The organism is Paracoccus isoporae, assembly GCF_900101865.1.
GTDB classification, from domain to species: domain Bacteria; phylum Pseudomonadota; class Alphaproteobacteria; order Rhodobacterales; family Rhodobacteraceae; genus Paracoccus; species Paracoccus isoporae.
On record NZ_FNAH01000001.1, the window covers coordinates 1 to 16,929 of the forward strand.

General features: G+C 65.0%; 16 protein-coding genes. 5 read left to right on the plus strand and 11 right to left on the minus strand.

Annotated features, from left to right (window positions below; genetic code table 11):
• Positions 1-360: electron transfer flavoprotein subunit alpha/FixB family protein (locus BLT73_RS00005; protein WP_218132487.1), on the plus strand; the 360-nt coding region annotated here is incomplete at its 5' end.
• A 72-nt stretch (positions 361-432) separates the two neighbouring features.
• Here the strand turns inward: BLT73_RS00005 and BLT73_RS16940 are convergent.
• Positions 433-1,272, minus strand: coding sequence for a hypothetical protein (locus BLT73_RS16940; protein WP_143025598.1), 840 nt, complete (start codon positions 1,270-1,272; stop codon positions 433-435).
• Between the two features lie 192 nt (positions 1,273-1,464).
• On the opposite strand from BLT73_RS16940, the gene BLT73_RS00015 reads away from it, so the two are divergent.
• Positions 1,465-2,340 (plus strand): 3-hydroxybutyryl-CoA dehydrogenase, encoded by an 876-nt coding sequence (locus BLT73_RS00015; protein ID WP_090519793.1) that lies wholly within the window; start codon positions 1,465-1,467, stop codon positions 2,338-2,340.
• An 80-nt stretch (positions 2,341-2,420) separates the two neighbouring features.
• Here the strand turns inward: BLT73_RS00015 and BLT73_RS00020 are convergent, their stop codons facing one another.
• The 6 genes from BLT73_RS00020 to BLT73_RS00045 all read right to left on the minus strand — a co-directional run bounded on the left by BLT73_RS00020 (position 2,421) and on the right by BLT73_RS00045 (position 5,654).
• Positions 2,421-2,849, minus strand: coding sequence for a DUF2852 domain-containing protein (locus BLT73_RS00020; protein ID WP_090519795.1), 429 nt, complete (start codon positions 2,847-2,849; stop codon positions 2,421-2,423).
• Positions 2,850-2,975: 126 nt separating this feature from the next.
• On the minus strand, positions 2,976-3,590 hold the full coding sequence (locus BLT73_RS00025; RefSeq protein WP_090519796.1) for a TetR/AcrR family transcriptional regulator: 615 nt from the start codon (positions 3,588-3,590) through the stop codon (positions 2,976-2,978).
• A gap of 3 nt (positions 3,591-3,593) precedes the next feature.
• Positions 3,594-3,872: an HPr family phosphocarrier protein gene (locus tag BLT73_RS00030; protein ID WP_090519798.1), complete on the minus strand. Its 279-nt coding sequence runs from the start codon at positions 3,870-3,872 to the stop codon at positions 3,594-3,596.
• Positions 3,869-4,285, minus strand: coding sequence for a PTS sugar transporter subunit IIA (locus BLT73_RS00035; RefSeq protein WP_090519799.1), 417 nt, complete (start codon positions 4,283-4,285; stop codon positions 3,869-3,871). The genes BLT73_RS00030 and BLT73_RS00035 overlap by 4 nt, the downstream gene beginning before the upstream one ends.
• Positions 4,282-5,247, minus strand: coding sequence for an RNase adapter RapZ (gene rapZ / locus BLT73_RS00040; protein ID WP_090519801.1), 966 nt, complete (start codon positions 5,245-5,247; stop codon positions 4,282-4,284). Before rapZ ends, BLT73_RS00035 begins: the two co-directional genes overlap by 4 nt.
• A complete protein-coding gene (locus tag BLT73_RS00045; protein ID WP_090519802.1) occupies positions 5,244-5,654 on the minus strand; it encodes an HPr kinase/phosphorylase in 411 nt (136 codons plus the stop codon). Before BLT73_RS00045 ends, rapZ begins: the two co-directional genes overlap by 4 nt.
• Before the next feature lie 223 nt (positions 5,655-5,877).
• Here BLT73_RS00045 and BLT73_RS00050 point away from each other — a divergent pair, with 223 nt between their 5' ends.
• From BLT73_RS00050 to BLT73_RS00060, 3 genes are all read left to right on the plus strand, one after another.
• Complete coding sequence (locus BLT73_RS00050; RefSeq protein ID WP_090519803.1) at positions 5,878-7,476, plus strand: phosphoenolpyruvate carboxykinase; 1,599 nt, start codon at positions 5,878-5,880, stop codon at positions 7,474-7,476.
• 168 nt (positions 7,477-7,644) lie between these two features.
• Entirely contained in the window at positions 7,645-9,444 is a 1,800-nt protein-coding gene (locus BLT73_RS00055; protein WP_143025599.1) for a calcium-binding protein, read from the plus strand.
• Positions 9,445-9,570: 126 nt separating this feature from the next.
• Complete coding sequence (locus BLT73_RS00060) at positions 9,571-10,884, plus strand: short-chain fatty acid transporter (protein ID WP_090519806.1); 1,314 nt, start codon at positions 9,571-9,573, stop codon at positions 10,882-10,884.
• 328 nt (positions 10,885-11,212) lie between these two features.
• On the opposite strand, the gene BLT73_RS00065 is transcribed toward BLT73_RS00060, so the two are convergent.
• From BLT73_RS00065 to cobS, 4 genes are all read right to left on the minus strand, one after another.
• Positions 11,213-13,003, minus strand: a complete 1,791-nt coding sequence (locus tag BLT73_RS00065) for an aminopeptidase P family protein (protein WP_090519807.1) — start codon at positions 13,001-13,003, stop codon at positions 11,213-11,215.
• Positions 13,003-14,874 carry a cobaltochelatase subunit CobT gene (gene cobT / locus BLT73_RS00070; RefSeq protein WP_090519808.1) on the minus strand — a complete coding sequence of 624 codons (1,872 nt, stop codon included), beginning with the start codon at positions 14,872-14,874 and terminating at the stop codon, positions 13,003-13,005. The genes BLT73_RS00065 and cobT overlap by 1 nt, the downstream gene beginning before the upstream one ends.
• Before the next feature lie 84 nt (positions 14,875-14,958).
• Positions 14,959-15,939 (minus strand): hypothetical protein, encoded by a 981-nt coding sequence (locus BLT73_RS00075; RefSeq protein ID WP_143025600.1) that lies wholly within the window; start codon positions 15,937-15,939, stop codon positions 14,959-14,961.
• Positions 15,939-16,916 (minus strand): cobaltochelatase subunit CobS, encoded by a 978-nt coding sequence (cobS, locus tag BLT73_RS00080; RefSeq protein WP_090519811.1) that lies wholly within the window; start codon positions 16,914-16,916, stop codon positions 15,939-15,941. Before cobS ends, BLT73_RS00075 begins: the two co-directional genes overlap by 1 nt.
• Between the last annotated feature and the right edge of the window lie 13 nt (positions 16,917-16,929).

The window sequence follows — 16,929 nt, forward strand, 5'->3', positions numbered from 1 at the left end:
CTGACCTCGGCCGGCCGCGTGGTCTCCGGCGGGCGCGGCGTGGGGTCCGAGGAAAACTTCGCGCTGATCGAGACGCTGGCCGACAAGCTGGGCGCGGCCGTGGGCGCCAGCCGCGCGGCGGTGGATTCGGGCTATGCGCCGAATGACTGGCAGGTCGGCCAGACCGGCAAGGTGGTGGCACCCGAGCTCTACGTCGCGGTGGGCATCTCCGGCGCGATCCAGCACCTTGCGGGGATGAAGGATTCGAAGGTCATCGTGGCGATCAACAAGGACGAAGAGGCCCCGATCTTCCAGGTCGCCGATTACGGCCTGGTGGGCGACCTGTTCCAGATCCTGCCGGAACTGACCGAAAAGCTCTGATCGGCGTCTTCTTCACGAAAATACCCGGAAGGGCCCGCCCGAAAGGCGGGCCCTTTGCGCTGCGTGGCAGACTCAGAGCTGAAGAAATCGCTGCAGAAACAGGCTGAACCGGAACGGCAACGCGATCTCCCGTTGCAGTGTGGCAAAGATGTCGCGCGGATCGCGTGAGGGACTGCCCAGATCCGACAGCGGCAGATAGTGCCGGCCAGCGATAAACGGATATGCAAGTTCTTCGGAATACAGGATCTTGCCGGCCATGTAGGTTTTCAGGATCCGCGGCACCTCGGAATAGATCCCCTCGGTGTGGTGGATGTTCAGCACGCCCGCGCCACCTGTCAAAAAGGCGGCCACGTCCTTTCCGAATATTGGCTGATCTGCAATCTTTAGCGGGTGCGCTTGGGCTAGGCCTTCCAGGATCGGTTTGCGCCGTTCGCTCTGACTGCCCACATATGTGATTCCGCTGCCCCTGGCTCTGAACCTCACGGGAAAATCCGGGAAAACATACGGTCCGAACCATATTTTCTGTTGCCGGTTCCACCTGAGAGCTGCATAGGCCGGAGTATTGGAGAAACTGAAATCCAGAACTCCGTCCAAACCATTCGCATGCCGACGCATTCTGGGTTCGTGGAAGTTTTTCCACATTTTTTTGCCGTGTGAGTCAAACAGCTGCTCGGTCTGAACTCCCACACGGCGGCCACTTATCCTTGGAACAGCGAAAATCTTGTGGATGCCCACGAGAACCGTGCCGATCAGCCCATGACCCTCAGGAATGTTTTGGCTCAGGTCGTTTGCAACATCGCCGAGGATGTCCCCGTTGAAAGCAAAAACCAGATCGTCGTTGCGAATGCAGTAAAGCTTGCTCGCCTCCAGGCAGGCGATGTTTTCTTCGGTTTGGGGCAGCACGCTGGTCACAATAGCTTGGAATGTCGACGCCTTCTGCAATCTAGACAAACGCGAGCGTGATGCAATCTCCGACTGGCTTTTCCGCCGTGGTTTTCACATGGCGGAGTTACGCCACGCGCAGCAGCGGTGCGACCCCGCGTTGCGGATTGATCCGCGTGCCGGTGCGCCCTATCGTCCGCGCGACACAGGAAAGGACAGATCATGGCGATTGACTCGGTGGGTGTGGTCGGTGCGGGGCAGATGGGCAACGGGATTGCGCATGTCTTTGCGCTGGCCGGGTTCGAGGTGCTGCTGAACGATGTCAGCGAGACGGCGCTCGACCGCGCGGTGACGCTGATCGGGAAGAATCTCGACCGGCAGGTCAAGGGCGAGAAGATCACCGAGGCGGAGAAGCAGGCCGCGCTGGGCCGCATCCGCACCACGCAGGCGCTGACCGATCTGGGGCAATGCGATCTGGTGATCGAGGCGGCGACCGAGAAGGAAGTGGTCAAGCAGAAGATCTTCGAGGAATTGCTGCCGCATCTCAAGCCCGAGACGATCCTGACCTCGAACACCTCCTCGATCTCGATCACAAGGCTCGCCAGCCGCACCGACCGGCCGGAGAAATTCATGGGGTTCCATTTCATGAACCCGGTGCCGGTGATGCAGCTGGTCGAGCTGATCCGCGGCATTGCCACGGATGACGCGACCTATCAGGCCCTGCTAGGCGTGGTCGAGAAGCTGGGCAAGACCTCGGCCACGGCGGAGGATTTTCCGGCCTTCATCGTCAACCGCATCCTCATGCCGATGATCAACGAAGCCGTCTATACGCTGTATGAGGGGGTCGGTTCGGTGAAGTCGATCGACCAGTCGATGAAGCTGGGGGCGAACTGGCCGATGGGGCCGCTGGAGCTGGCCGATTTCATCGGGCTGGACACCTGCCTGGCCATCATGGGGGTGCTGCATGACGGGCTGGCGGATACGAAATACCGCCCCTGCCCGCTTCTGGTGAAATATGTCGAGGCCGGGTGGCTGGGCCGGAAATCCGGCCGGGGCTTCTACGATTACTCGGGCGAGACGCCGGTGCCGACGCGCTGAGCGACGCCAGATGCATGCGGAAGGGCCGGAGCGGAGGCTCCGGCCCTTTGTCGTGTCCTGCGGTCCCCGTCAGGGACAGATCAGAGCTGGACCGGACGGTCGGCGCTGTCTGCCGGGGCGCTGCGCCGGTCGGTCATGAACTGGTCGAACTCCGCCTTGTCGCGGGCCTCGCGCAGCCGGGCGAGGAAGGCCATGAATTCCTCGTGCTCGCTTTCCAGGCGCTTCAGCGTTTCCTCGCGATAGGCGTCGAAGGCGGAATTGCCCGAGCTTTGAACGGTGCGGCGGGACGCGCCGCGGCGATGGTTTGAACAGCTGAACATGCGATTGCTCCAGATCATGTAACCGAGAAGGGCCAGGCCGACCGGCCAGGCGAAGATGAAACCAAGGACCATGGCCGCGATCCACGCGCCCTTGCCCTTGTCGTCCAGCCAGTCGCGCGCCCGGATCGCCGCATCCTTGATGCGGCTGGCCGGGCCGGGCCGATAGCTGGTCGTTGCTGCGTAGTCCATTGTATTCCCCCTTGCTTCCTGCGATGTAAGAACCTTTAACATTACTCAAGATGGGGCGAAAACGGCCGCGATCAAGAGGCGAAGGATCGAATTTCGGGAAAATCGTCGGCGGTGGTCGCGCGGCGCTCAGTTTCCGATCACGCCGAGGCCGCGCAGATAGATCAGCACGCCCGAGCTGAGCATGTCGTCGGGCGAGATGGGCGAGCGCGCGCCCTGCTTGCTGCGCGCGAACAGCTCCACCACGCCGTGGCTCATGGCCCAGATATGGTTGGCCACCATGCGCGGCGGCGGCCGGTCCTCGACCGGGAAATGGGCGAAGAGCTCCTCCGACGCCCGGACCAGGATGCCGATGGAGGCTTCGGCGGCCTCCCACAGCTCGGGGTTCTCGACCACGGAGATGCCGCTTTCAAACATGGCCTGGTAATAGCCTGGGCGTTCCTGCGCGAATTCGAGATAGGAGTTCCCAAGCCGGGCGAGCGCGGCCAGCGGGTTGGGTTTGCCGTCGTCATAGACCTTGTCCATCTTCTCGGCGAATTCGACATATCCGCGCCGCGCCACTTCCTCCAACAGATCCTCCCGGCTCTTGAAATGGCGGTAGGGGGCGGCGGGCGAGACGCCGGCGCGGCGGGCGGCCTCGGCCAGCGAGAAGGATTGCGGGCCGGACAGCTCGATCAGGTCCACCGCGCCATCGACGAGCGCCTCGCGCAGATTGCCGTGGTGATAGGTCTTGCGATGCGGCACGGTCTAGCCACCCTCCCCGAAGCGATCCGCGACCAGCCTGGTCAGCGCCTCGGCCAGTTCGGTCGCCTGGTTGCCGGTGGTGCTGACGGCGATCTCGCTGCCGCGCCCGGCGGCGAGCATCAGCAGCCCCATGATCGAATCACCCGACACCGTCATGCCGTCGCGCGACACGCTGGCTTCGGCGTCGAACCGCTCGACCGTCTCGACGAATTTGGCGGAGGCGCGGGCGTGCAGCCCCTTTTCATTCCGGATCTGGAGAACCCGGCAGACGAGTTCGGTCATTGCGCGACCCGGTGCCGGTCCAGCTCATCGAAAACGTTGAAACTGTCGATGTATTTTCGCCCCGCCGCCGCGGCCAGCGAGGCCGCCTGCTGCGCGGGCAGATGCCGAAGCTTGGCCAGCTTGACCAGCATCGGCAGGTTCGCGCCATACAGGATCAGCCGGTTGCTGGCAGAACAGGCCGGAAGCGACAGGTTCGAGGGCGAGCCGCCGAACAGATCGGTGACGACGACGACGCCGTCGCCCTGATCGACCTCGTCCGCGGCCGAGCAGATCTCGCGGCTCTTGGCGCCGCGGTCATGGACATCTTCGATCTTGACCGTGCGCACGGCGGATTGGGGGCCGACGACATGTTCCATCGCCGAAAGATATTCCCCCGCCAGCCCGCCATGCGCGACTATGACAATTCCGATCAATTCTGCGTTCCCTGAGGCGTCGAATTCGAAACCGTGGACTGAGACGCCGCATCCCCGCGACGTTCCAGTTCTCTGTGACGTTTTGACACTTGCCAGCCATGTTCAGCAAGCGTTTGTGACATAAATTCCGTCATTGTGACCGAACGGTGTTGCCCTCCGGTACATCCGAAGCCGATGGCCAGATGGGTCTTGCCTTCGGCCAGGTAAGCCGGAAGCAGGAACAGGATCAGGTCGCGGACGCGGGTGAAGAACTCCTCGAACCGGGCGTCTCGGCGCACGAATTGCTGCACATCCGCGTCGCATCCGGTCTGCGGGCGCAACGCCGGCTCCCAATGCGGATTGTCCAGGAAGCGGCAGTCGAACATCATGTCGATGCCGCGCGGCACGCCGCGCTTGTAGGAAAAGCTCTGCACCGAGACCGTCAGCCGCCTGTCATGGTCGGTCTCGAAGAAGCGGGCCAGCTCGGCCTTCAGGTCGTGGGGCGACATTTCGGAGGTGTTGACCAGCACATCGGCGCGCACGCGGATCGGGGCCAGCAGATCCTTCTCTTCCTGGATGCCATCGAGCGGCGCGCCCGGCCCGGCCATCGGGTGACGGCGGCGGGTTTCGTTGAAGCGCCGCACCAGCGTCGTCGAATCGCAATCCAGATACAGCACTTCGGGCGCATAGCGGGGATGACGGGTCAGCCGGTCGATGAGTTCGATGACATTGGAAGCGGAGAAATCGCGGTTGCGCACGTCGAGACCGAGCGCCAGCGGTGCCGGGCGCGGCGGGCCGTCGAGCAGACGCGGCACCAGCGACAGCGGCAGGTTGTCGATCGCCTCGTATCCCAGATCCTCCAGCACATTGATCGCGGTGGAGCGGCCGGCCCCTGACGGGCCCGTGACCAGCACAAGACGTAGCGGCGCGGCATCGCTGCCCGCGCTCAACACCGTGCTGTTCGGGCTGGCCGATTCATTCATTCGCAATCCGGCTGGTCATCGTCCCCTGACACGATCCGCCCGCCGCTCAGCAGCAGGGCGATGCTGTTGGGAAGATGGGCCGATAACGGGCCGAGAACAAGGGGCAGCGACCTGTCGAGAACGTCAATGTGACGCGGGGTCGGCAGCCGCTCCGCCGCGGTTTGGCCCAGATCGACGACCAGCGTGATCTCGGCCGGGGCATGGGGGACGCGGATCAGACCCACCCCGCGCGATTCGATCAGCCCCGCAATGGGCGCGGGCGCCCGCGCCATGATCCGCTGGCCCTCGCGCATGAGCATGACCCGGTCATCGGCCACCAGCCGGCCGCCGAGCGCCAACAGTGCCAGGGCAAGGCTGGATTTCCCGCTGCCCGAGGGGCCAAGAATCAGCACGCCACGCCCGGACATGGCCACGGCGCTGGCATGTGCGGGCTGGGACAGGCTCAATTTATGTGCACCGACGCGCGGCAGACCGCCATGCTGAGTGGCGCAATCACTTGGTCGTTTGCGCTAACCGCAACTGATTTCGCTAACATGCTGTGCGACGCCTCTATTTTTGCAAAACTGCCATGTTATAGGGGCCGAAGGGGCAGTGGTGCCCTGACAGAGCCAGACCGGAGAGATTTTCACGATGTCGCAACCCCGTGTAAACCCGAATTTCAAACTTGAAGATCAGGGAATCAAGGGGGCCGCCGTCGTCCACTATAACCTGCTGGAGCCGGCGCTGATCGAGCGCGCCATCGCGCGCGGAGAGGGCAAGCTGGGTCTGGGCGGGGCGTTTCTGGTCGCCACAGGCAGCCATACCGGCCGCTCGCCCAAAGATAAGTTCGTGGTCCGCACCAAGGATGTCGAGGACTCGATCTGGTGGGACAATAACAAGCCGATGGAGCCTGCGGCGTTCGACCGGCTCTATGCGGACATGCTGGAACATATGCAGGGCCGTGAGTATTTCGTGCAGGACCTGTATGCCGGCGCGGATGCCGAGCAGCGGCTGGATGTGCGCGTGGTGTCGGAGCTGGCCTGGCACAACCTGTTCATCCGCCATCTGCTGCGCCGCCCCGCCGCCGAGGAGCTGGCCGGGTTCGAGGCCGAGTTCACCATCATCAACTGCCCCAGCTTCAAGGCCGATCCCGAACGCCACGGCTGCCGCAGCGAGACGGTGATCGCGCTGAATTTCGAGAAGAAGCTGATCCTGATCGGCAACACCGAATATGCGGGCGAGAACAAGAAGGGCGTGTTCACCCTGCTGAACTACATCCTGCCGGGCCGGGGCGTGATGCCGATGCATTGCAGCGCCAATCACGCGGTGGGCGACGAAAGCGACGTGGCGGTGTTCTTCGGCCTCAGCGGCACCGGCAAGACGACGCTGTCGGCCGATCCGTCGCGGGTGTTGATCGGGGATGACGAGCATGGCTGGTCCGAAGACGGCGTCTTCAATTTCGAGGGCGGCTGCTATGCCAAGACCATTAACCTTTCGCCCAAGGCCGAGCCGGAGATTTACGCCACGACGCGGAAATTCGGCACGGTGATCGAGAACATGGTCTATGACCCCGACACGTTCGAGCTGGATTTTGAGGACAGCTCGCTGACCGAGAACATGCGCTGCGCCTATCCGCTGGAGTATATTTCCAACGCGTCGGCCACAGGCACGGCGGGGGTGCCGAAGAACGTCATCATGCTGACCTGCGACGCCTATGGCGTGCTGCCACCCATTGCGCGGCTGACCCCGGCGCAGGCGATGTATCATTTCCTGTCGGGCTTCACCTCGAAGACGCCGGGCACCGAGATGGGCGTGACCGAGCCGCAGCCGACCTTCTCGACCTGTTTCGGCGCGCCCTTCATGCCGCGCCGGCCCGAAGCTTACGGCGAGCTGCTGCAAAAGAAGATCGCCGAGACCGGCGCCACCTGCTGGCTGGTCAATACCGGCTGGACCGGCGGCGCCTTCGGCACCGGCTCGCGCATGCCGATCAGGGCCACCCGCTCGCTGCTGACGGCAGCACTTGACGGGTCGCTGAACGGGGTGGAGTTCCGCAAGGACGCGAATTTCGGCTTCGAGGTGCCGGTGGCGGTGCCGGGCGTGTCGGACGTGCTGCTGGACCCGCGCCGGACCTGGCATGACGCCGCTGCCTATGACCGTCAGGCCAAGAAGCTGGTCGAGATGTTCTCGGATAACTTCGCGCAATATATCGACAAGGTTGACGCCCAGGTCAAATCCGCCGCCATCGGCTGACCCGACCAGAAAATCCCGTGTTTTCAGACCCGTCGCGCCCGCGCGGCGGGTTTCTCATTGCCGCCACGTCACGCCGGAATTGCCGTTTGGTTAACGGTGCGTGATTAATGTTTGTTGGTTTAACTTCCCTCCAGGTTGTGAGTTCAGAGCCAGAAAGGGAGGGCGTAAATGGGTATTTTCGACTATAAGGGGATGGACAGCACCAGCAGTGCTGCGCTTGTCAACGAAACGCTTGCGGTGTCGATGCTGGGCCAGACGCTGGGCAGCGGGACCACCCCGGCGGGGGCCGAGGACTGGCGGCACGTCGATCCGGCGGATATGGGCATCGATCCGGCCTGGGTGGACAGTTCGGGCTTCATCAAGATCAAGAGCCCGCTGACCGGCTGGGCCGAGACCGGCCCGCAGGTCACCATCACCGAAAAGACCGACGCCGCGGGCAACGTGATCGGTCTGGGCGTGGTGTTCCTGGGCACGAACTCGCTGATCGACGTGCTGGATTACTTCCAGATGAACAGCGGCGAGCTGCATGAATACATGGAGCCGGTGCTGGCCCTGGTGCGCGACTATGCGCAGGATGCGGGGCTGGACGGCAGCGACGTGATGGTCACCGGCTACAGCCTGGGCGGCGGCTATACCAACCTGATGGCACGCTATGCCGACACGCTGGCGGACGGGTTCTTCGCCGATGCCGATTATGTCGGCCATGCCTCGCCGCTGATGTATGAAGAGGACGACCGCGTCCTGAATATCGGCTATGAAAACGACGTGGTGTTCCGCGCCGTGGGCGATCATGCCGACATCCAGACCGCCATCCAGGCGGCCGATCCGCTGCTGTCCAACCCCGATGAAAGCTACGGCTCGTCCACCGACAACCTGGTGATGTTCGACGACACCTATGCCCGGGCGGACGTGATGCTGGCGGTCGATTCGATCCTGAACCTCGCCGGCTCCTGGGCCGCGCATCTGAGCGGGGCCGCCACCACCGGGCTGACCCGGATCGCGGAATCGACCTATTACGAATTCACCGAGCGCGACAGCGTCGTGGTGGTGTCGGATCTGAGCGACAATCTGCGCGGCCGGACCTGGGTGGAGGACAAGAAATCCCCCACCTCGGATCACTTCGGCGCACCGAGCTTTGTCGTCGGCTCTGATTTCGATGATCGTCTGGGCGACGGTGCCGGGACGGACTGGATCGACGGCGGCACCGGCGACGACGTGATCCGCGTCACCACCGGCATGAACCGCGTCGATGGCGGCGAGGGCGTGGACACGCTGCGCATCGTCGGCGAAGCCGAGGATTACCAGGCGTTCCGCCTGTCGGGCGACCGCCTGGCGGTGATCTCGGATGACAGCGTCACCATCGCGGAGAATGTCGAAGGGGTCGAGTTCGCCACCTATGGCAAGCTGGGCGCGCTGCGCGACCTGACGCGCTACTCGATCCAGAATGACCGGCTGGAGGATGAGTCCTTCTCCTTCTTCGGGCGCGGCGACGAGGATCTGTGGTTCGGCAGCAAGACCCAGGGCCATGACGGCAACCAGCTTCTGCGCGGCAACGTGGTCTTTGCCGAAGGCGGCAACGACCTGGTGATGGGCACAATGGGCCAGGACGTCCTGTTGGGCGGTGAAGGTGCGGACCGCCTGGTCGGCGGCACCGGCGCGGACCGGCTCTATGGCAATGAGAACCGCGATGTGCTGGTCGCCTCCAGCGATGGGGACCGGCTGAATGGCGGGCATGGCGATGACGTGTTCCTGTTCAATGCCGGCATCAAGGGCACCGTCACCATCGAGGATTTCAACGCCGCCGCGAACGAGGCCGACGAGATCCAGATCATCGGCGCCAGCGTTGATGCCATGCTTGCCAGCGCCGAGGCCGATGGCGGCGACACCGTGCTGCGCCATGCCGATCTGACGATCCGCCTGGAGAATGTCGACCGCGATGCGCTGTTCGACGATCTGCTGATGGCCTGATCCGGCCCATCGGAACAAAACCAAACGGCGCCGGCCATTTTGGCCGGCGCTTTTCGATGTGAACTGTTGTTTTGTGACCCCGGCTGTCGCAATCTCCCGCCATCTAAACATAAGGGAGGGACATTCATGCTGAGAATCCTGTCACGGCCGGCCACGCGGCTGATGGAGCGCTATCTGCCCGATGCGTTCATCTTCGTGCTGGTGCTGACCATCATCGCCATGCTGGCCGCCATGGGCATCGAGGGCACCAACCCGGTCGAACTGGTGCGGATCTGGGGCGACGGGTTCTGGTCGCTGCTGCAATTCTCCATGCAGATGCTGCTGGTGCTGGTCACCGGCTTCATCCTGGCCTCGTCGCCGCCGGTCAAGAAGCTGCTGGCCTCGCTGGCCGGGATGGCGAAATCGGGCGGCATGGCGATCATCATGGTCACGCTGGTGTCGCTGGCGGCGAGTTGGCTGAACTGGGGCTTCGGGCTGGTGGTCGGCGCGATCTTCGCGCGCGAGCTGGCCAAGCAGGTGCGGGTCGATTACCGGCTGCTCGTCGCCTCGGCCTATTCGGGCTTCGTGATCTGGCATGGCGGGATTTCCGGCTCGATCCCGCTGACCGTCGCGACCGAGGGTCATTTCACCGCCGACCAGATCGGGGTGATCCCCACCTCCGAGACGATCTTTGCCGGCTGGAACCTTCTGATCGTGGCCGCCGTCGTCATCGCGCTGCCAATCGCCAACCGGATGATGATGCCGCGCGAAGAGGAGACCGTTCTGGTCGATCGCGAGATGCTGGGCAATGATAAGGGTCTGCCGCTTCTGCCGAATGACGCCACCCCGGCGCAGCGGCTGGAGAATTCGCGCATCCTGATGTATCTGGTGGGCATTCCCGGCATCGTCTGGCTGGTGCTGTATTTCGCCGGTGGCGGCGGGCTGAACCTCAACGTGGTCAATTTCGCCTTCCTGTTCATCGGGCTGACCCTGCATGGCACGGCGCGCAGCCTGCTGGCCGCACTCGACGACGCGGTCAAGGGCGGCGCGGGGATCGTGATCCAGTTCCCCTTCTATGCCGGGATCATGGCGATCATGACCGGCACCGGGCTGGCCGCGACCATGTCGGAATGGTTCGTCTCGCTCTCCACCGACCGCACCCTGCCCTTCTGGAGCTTCATCTCGGCGGGGATCGTCAACATCTTCGTGCCTTCGGGCGGCGGGCAATGGGCGGTGCAGGCGCCGATTATGTTGCCGGCGGCGGAATCGCTCGGCGCGGATATCAACAAGGTGATCATGGGCGTGGCCTGGGGCGATGCCTGGACCAACCTGCTGCAGCCCTTCTGGGCGCTGCCGATGCTGGGCATTGCCGGGCTGAAGGCGCGCGACATCATGGGATTTTGCGTGGTGCTGCTGCTGATCACCGGGGTGATTATCGGCGGGATATTGTGGGTGATCTGAGCCGGGAGTGATCCGGTTCCGAAGAGTTGGACGCCGCTCCACAAGGGGCGGCGTCTGGCTTTCGGTCGGCCTCGAGCGGAACGGTGCGCAATGCTTTTCTACGGCTCGCGGCTTTGCAGCACACCCGGCCCGGAACAAGGGGCGAAGCCCCGCCGGGCCAGCGGCCGACCGCCCCCTGGGCGGCCGCTTCTTTGCCGGTCCGCGCCGAACAGAAGTTCGATGTGGCTGCGCGATAAAGGGAGTCCGCTCATCTGCTGCGGCGGCCACCCGCGGTCGTCCGCTGGCCCTCTGTCACTCACACGTTCAGAGCGGTGTTCTAGCGCCGCGCTCAGACCGCAGCGGTCGCCCGTTCCAGCCACAGCCGCGTCTCCACATCCACCCGCGGCCCGATCTTTTCCAGCACCTCGGCGTGATAGGCGTTCAGCCAGTCCCGCTCGGCGGGCGAGAGCATCGCCGTCACGATCATGTGCCGGTCGATCGGGGTGAAGGTCAGCGTCTCAAAGCCCAGCATGTCGCGCCCGTCCGGGCTGTCGGCCTCCGTCACCACCAGCAGATTCTCGATGCGGATGCCGAATGCGCCCTCGCGGTAATATCCGGGCTCATTGGACAGGATCATGCCGGGTTCCAGCGGGATCTCGGATGCGCGGCTGATCCGTGCCGGCCCCTCATGGACGCAGAGCGCCGCGCCGACGCCGTGGCCGGTGCCGTGGTCGAAATCCAGCCCCGCCGACCACAGCGGCGCGCGCGCCACCGGGTCGATATCGCGCCCCGCCAGCCCCTTCGGAAAGCGCAGGCGAGAGACTGCGATCATGCCCTGCAACACGCGGGTGAACGCCTCGCGCGCCGCCTGCCCCACATCGCCCACCGCCATCGTCCGGGTGATGTCGGTGGTGCCGTTCGCATATTGCCCGCCGGAATCGACCAGCAGCACTTGGCCGGATTCCAGCCGCGCATTGCTCTCGCGCGAGACCCGGTAATGCGGCAGGGCGGCATGCGCGCCGACTCCGCAGATCGTGTCGAAGCTTATATCGAGGATCCCCGCCTCGCGCCGCAGCGATTCCAGCGTCTCGACCACGTCGATCTCGGTCAGATCGCCCGGTGCGGTCGCGTCGAGCCACGCCAGAAACCGCGCCATCACGGCACCATCGGTCAGATGGGCCTCGCGCATTCCCGCAATCTCGGCGTCATTCTTGCGCGCCTTGGGCAGCACGACCGGATCATTGCCTTCGATGATCGTCGTGCCCTGATCCGACAGGATCTGGAAAATCGCCTCGGGGGCAGTGGCCGGGTCCAGCCGGACCGGGCCGTCGATATTGGCGAGCGCGGCCTCGAACCCGTCGGGGTGGATGATCGAGACCTCATTCCCCAGCCTGGTCCGGACCGGCTCGTCGAATTTCGCCGGATCGGCAAAGAGCTGCACCGTGCCATCCGCCTCGATCGCCGCGAAGCCCAGCACGACCGGATTGCGGGGCAGGTCCGCGCCGCGGATGTTCAAGAGCCACGACAGCGAATCCGCCAGGGTGAGGATTGCGACCGACTGGCCGGCCTTGCGCAGCGTCTCGGCGATTTCGGCCCGTTTCTCGGCCGCTGTGGCACCCGCGACCGCGTCGTCATGCGATCGGACCTTGCCCACAGGCGGCGCGGGCCGGACGGGCCAGATCCGATCGACCAGATTGGCGACGGGGATAAAGTTGATATTCTCGGCCTCGAGTTTGCGGCGCAGATCCTCGATCTCGCGATGGGGGTGCAGCCAGGGATCGAAGCCCACGCGTCCGCCATCGGGCAGCGCCTCGCGCAGCCATTCGGCGGGGCGGGTTTCTGGGAAATTGACCGGGGTGAATTTGTCCAGATCGACCTCGGCCCGGACCTGCACCCGGTAGCGCCCATCGACGAAGATCCCGGCCCGGTCGGCGGTCACGATGGCCTGCCCGGCGCTGCCCGAGAACCCGGTCAGCCAGCGCAGCCTTGCATCGGCATCGGCGACATATTCGCCCTGATGCGCGTCGGCGCGGGGGACCATGAAGGCATCAAGCCCCTCCTCAGCCATCACTTCACGCAGCTTCGCCAGCCGCGCGGCCCCTTGCGCGCCGTCGCCCGCCGTCTCGAAATCCTGAAACATCACATGGCCCGCCTAATGCTGCCCATCCCCATCACCCGCGCGCGCTTGCGCGGATCGGTGTCAAACAGCGCCGCGAGCTGTTCGGTGATCGCCCCGCCAAGCTGTTCGGCATCGGTGATCGTCACCGCGCGTTCGTAATAGCGCGTCACGTCATGGCCGATCCCGATGGCCAGCAATTCGACCTGACGGCGTTTCTCGACCATGGCGATCACATCGCGGAGATGTTTTTCCAGATAGTTTGCCGGGTTCACCGACAGCGTGGAATCGTCCACAGGCGCACCGTCCGAGATGACCATCAGGATCTTGCGCGCCTCCGCCCGCCGCACCAGCCGGCGATGCGCCCATTCCAGCGCCTCGCCGTCGATGTTTTCCTTCAGCAGCCCCTCTTTCATCATCAGCCCGAGATTGGGCCTGACCCGCCGCCAGGGCGCATCGGCGGGCTTGTAGATGATGTGGCGCAGATCGTTCAGACGGCCCGGCTCGGCCGGGCGGTTATCCTTCAGCCAGGCCTCGCGGCTTTGCCCGCCCTTCCACGCGCGGGTGGTGAAGCCGAGGATCTCGACCTTGACACTGCAGCGCTCCAGCGTGCGGGCCAGCACATCGGCACAGATCGCCGCGATGGAGATCGGCCGCCCGCGCATGGAGCCGGAATTGTCGATCAGCAGCGTGACCACCGTGTCGCGGAACTCGGTGTCATGTTCGACCTTGAACGACAGGGGCGTCGTCGGGTTGGCGACGACGCGGGCGAGCCGCCCGGCATCGAGCACGCCTTCTTCCTTGTCGAATTCCCAGCTCCGGTTCTGCTTGGCCTGCAAGCGGCGCTGCAGCTTGTTGGCCAGGCGGCTGACCGCGCCGCGCAGCGGGTCGAGCTGCTTGTCGAGATAGGCACGCAGCCGTTCCAGCTCGGCCGGCTCGGCCAGTTCATCGGCGCGGATCTCCTCGTCGAATTGCTGCGTGTAGACGCGGTATTCCGCCGAGGCCTCGCTGACCGGGGGCGGCAATTCCTCGGGCATGTCACCGTCGGGCATCTCGGCATCTTCGGCGAATACCTCTTCCGCGGAATCGTCGAGGCTGACCTGCGCCTGGCGCTCGTCCTGGGTGCGTTCCTGGCTGCGTTCGGGCGAGGCTTCACTTTCGTCGCCCTCATCCTCCTCGCGGGCCTGGTTGTCGCCGGCCTCGGGATCGGGCTCGGCCTCGTCCGAGGCGTCATCCTCAACCGGCTCATCGGGGTCGTCGCCAAGCTGGTCGCCGTAGCCCAGATCGGTGATCAACTGGCGTGCCAGCCGCGCGAAGGCAGCCTGATCGGCCAGCGTGTCGCGCGCCGTGTCGAGCACATGCCCGGCTTGCTGGCTGATGAAGGGACGCCAAAGCTCGGCGGCCTCCGCCGCGCCGGGCGGCAGCGCGCGGCCGGTCGCCGCCTCGCGAAGAAGATAGCCAGCCGCGACCGGCAGCGGGATATCGGCAGGCTGGCGGGCCTGATCGTAGCCGCGCTTGAGCGCCTCTGCCGACATTTTGGCGTCGATATTGGACAGCGCACCGGGCATGTCGCGCGCACCGAGCGCCTCGACCCGCGAGGTTTCGACCGCATCGTAGATCTCGCGCGCCAGCGGGCCAGAGGGGGCGTAATGGGCGTGGGTCGCGGCGTCGTGGTGGCGCACGCGCATGGCGAGAGCATCAGCGGTGCCCCGCGCCTGCACGATCTCGTCGCGCGACATGCGCCGGCTGATCTGCGGCAGTCGCATCGTGTCGCCCGCCACACCGGATGGGTCGGCAGTGAAGGTGACGTTCAGCTCGGCCTCGTCGGCAAGCGCGCGCGTGGCCTCGGTCAGAGCCTTCTTGAACGGATCGGCGGGGTTGTCGCTGGGTTTCATATCGCTGTTCTGCGCGATTGCGCCGGTGGTGTCGAGTAGGGCGCGGGCGAGTGCAAGGTTTTCAGCGGGGTTTGGGGCGGCGGTTCAGCCGGGCAAGGGCGGGGCCGCGTCGCAGAAGCGCAACGCCTGATCCCGCATCCGCCGTGCCAGCCAGTCATAGCCGCCCATCCGGTGCCATTCCTGCAACCGCCGCTCGATCGTGGCGCTGATCGCCATGCCGTCCATCGCGGCGATGTCGAAATCGATCAGCGCCAGCCGCCCGCGCGTATTCACCACGATATTGCGCCCGGAGTCGTGGATATCCAGATGCGCGATCCCCGCCTGCTCCAACACCGAGACGATCTCGGTCACCTGCGCGGACACACGGGGCCGCAGCCGGGCCGCCACGGCGGCGCTGGCATGGGCAGGCACCATGTCCAGCGACCAGCCCAGATCGGTCATGGTCAGGCTTGGCGCACCGGGATCGAGCGCGATCGGTAGCGGAAAGCGGTCCCGCGCCTCGGGCGCGACCCAGTGCAGCCGCAACAGGCAGGACAGCTCCAGCCAGCAGGCGCGCTGCGCCTCCAGCCCGGTCAGGGCCAACCGCTCCTTGTAATGCTTGACATGCCGCGGCCCGGTGGCGCGCGGCAGTCCCGCGCTCAGCGACAGGGGCGCGAAACCGTAACGCCGCAGCGCACCGGACCCGTTCAGCTTGCGCTCGGCCCGCCGCCAGCGGCGCGTGCGAAAGGCGATCTCCGCCTTGGCGAAGCTGATCTGCCGGCGCAGCGCGTGGATGGTGCGGGTCTGCCGTGCCGGATCAGGTGCAGGCGCTCCCGAGGCGGGCCGCTCCGTGTGGGGCGACCGCCGCGGCGCTTTTTCATCCGGTTCCGCCTGGGGTGCTTCGGCCGGTTGCGGGCGCAGGCGCGCAGCCTCGGCGCGGCTCTGGTTCAGCTCGGATCTGAGCCGCGCACATTCCCGCTCCAGCCGCTGCGCGGTGCGCAGCCGGGTCAGCCCGATCCCGTGCAGGATGCGTCTAGCCCCGCCTTGCAAGGACCGTTTGGTGCGAGAGCCGCCCGAGGCCGCCATCAGCCGGCTTTGCTGGCGGCACTCTCCGGCAGTTCCTCGTCGAAGAGGCGCTGATAGAACTCGGCCACGGTCTGGCGCTCGAGCTCGTCGCATTTGTTCAGGAAGGTAAGCCGGAAGGCATAGCCGACATTGTCGAAGATGCGCGCATTCTGCGCCCAGGAAATCACCGTGCGCGGCGACATGACCGTCGACAGATCGCCCTGCATGAAGGCCGTCCGCGTCAGATCGGCCAGCGTGACCATCTTCGAGATGACGTCCCGGCCCTTCTCGTTGTTGTAGTTCGGATTCTTGGCCAGAACGATCGCCGCCTCGGCGTCATGGGACAGGTAGTTCAGCGTCGCGACCAGCGACCAGCGGTCCATCTGGCCCTGGTTGATCTGCTGGGTGCCGTGATAGAGGCCGGTCGTGTCGCCCAGACCCACCGTGTTGGCGGTCGCAAACAGCCGGAAGGAGGGGTTGGGGGTGATGACCTCGTTCTGGTCCAGCAGGGTCAGCTTGCCGTCGGCCTCCAGCACACGCTGGATGACGAACATCACGTCGGCGCGGCCGGCATCGTATTCGTCAAAGACGATAGCGGTCGGATTGCGCAGCGCCCAGGGCAGGATGCCTTCGTGGAACACCGTGACCTGCTTGCCGTCCACCAGCTTGATCGCGTCCTTGCCGATCAGGTCGATCCGGGAGACATGGCTGTCGAGGTTCACCCGCACGCAGGGCCAGTTCAGCCGCGCCGCGATCTGTTCGATATGGGTGGATTTGCCGGTGCCGTGATAGCCTTGGATCATCACCCGGCGGTTATAGGCAAACCCGGCCAGGATCGCGAGGGTCGTATCTGGATCGAACTTATAGGTGCTGTCGATCTCGGGCACGCGCTCGGACTTGTCGGCAAACCCCTTGACCTTCATGTCGCTGTCCAGCCCGAACACCTCGCGCAGGTCGATTTCCTCGGTCGGTTTCGCGGTCGCGTCCAGATCGGCCATGATGCTGCCCTTT

Coding starts and splice junctions, on each gene's coding strand:
- BLT73_RS00015 (WP_090519793.1), top strand. CDS start 1,465: ATGGCGATTGACTCGGTGGGTGTGGTCGGTGCGGGGCAGATGGGCAAC.
- BLT73_RS00020 (WP_090519795.1), bottom strand. CDS start 2,849: ATGGACTACGCAGCAACGACCAGCTATCGGCCCGGCCCGGCCAGCCGC.
- BLT73_RS00030 (WP_090519798.1), bottom strand. CDS start 3,872: ATGACCGAACTCGTCTGCCGGGTTCTCCAGATCCGGAATGAAAAGGGG.
- rapZ (WP_090519801.1), bottom strand. CDS start 5,247: ATGAATGAATCGGCCAGCCCGAACAGCACGGTGTTGAGCGCGGGCAGC.
- BLT73_RS00045 (WP_090519802.1), bottom strand. CDS start 5,654: ATGTCCGGGCGTGGCGTGCTGATTCTTGGCCCCTCGGGCAGCGGGAAA.
- BLT73_RS00050 (WP_090519803.1), top strand. CDS start 5,878: ATGTCGCAACCCCGTGTAAACCCGAATTTCAAACTTGAAGATCAGGGA.
- BLT73_RS00055 (WP_143025599.1), top strand. CDS start 7,645: ATGGGTATTTTCGACTATAAGGGGATGGACAGCACCAGCAGTGCTGCG.
- BLT73_RS00060 (WP_090519806.1), top strand. CDS start 9,571: ATGCTGAGAATCCTGTCACGGCCGGCCACGCGGCTGATGGAGCGCTAT.
- BLT73_RS00065 (WP_090519807.1), bottom strand. CDS start 13,003: ATGTTTCAGGATTTCGAGACGGCGGGCGACGGCGCGCAAGGGGCCGCG.
- cobT (WP_090519808.1), bottom strand. CDS start 14,874: ATGAAACCCAGCGACAACCCCGCCGATCCGTTCAAGAAGGCTCTGACC.
- BLT73_RS00075 (WP_143025600.1), bottom strand. CDS start 15,939: ATGGCGGCCTCGGGCGGCTCTCGCACCAAACGGTCCTTGCAAGGCGGG.
- cobS (WP_090519811.1), bottom strand. CDS start 16,916: ATGGCCGATCTGGACGCGACCGCGAAACCGACCGAGGAAATCGACCTG.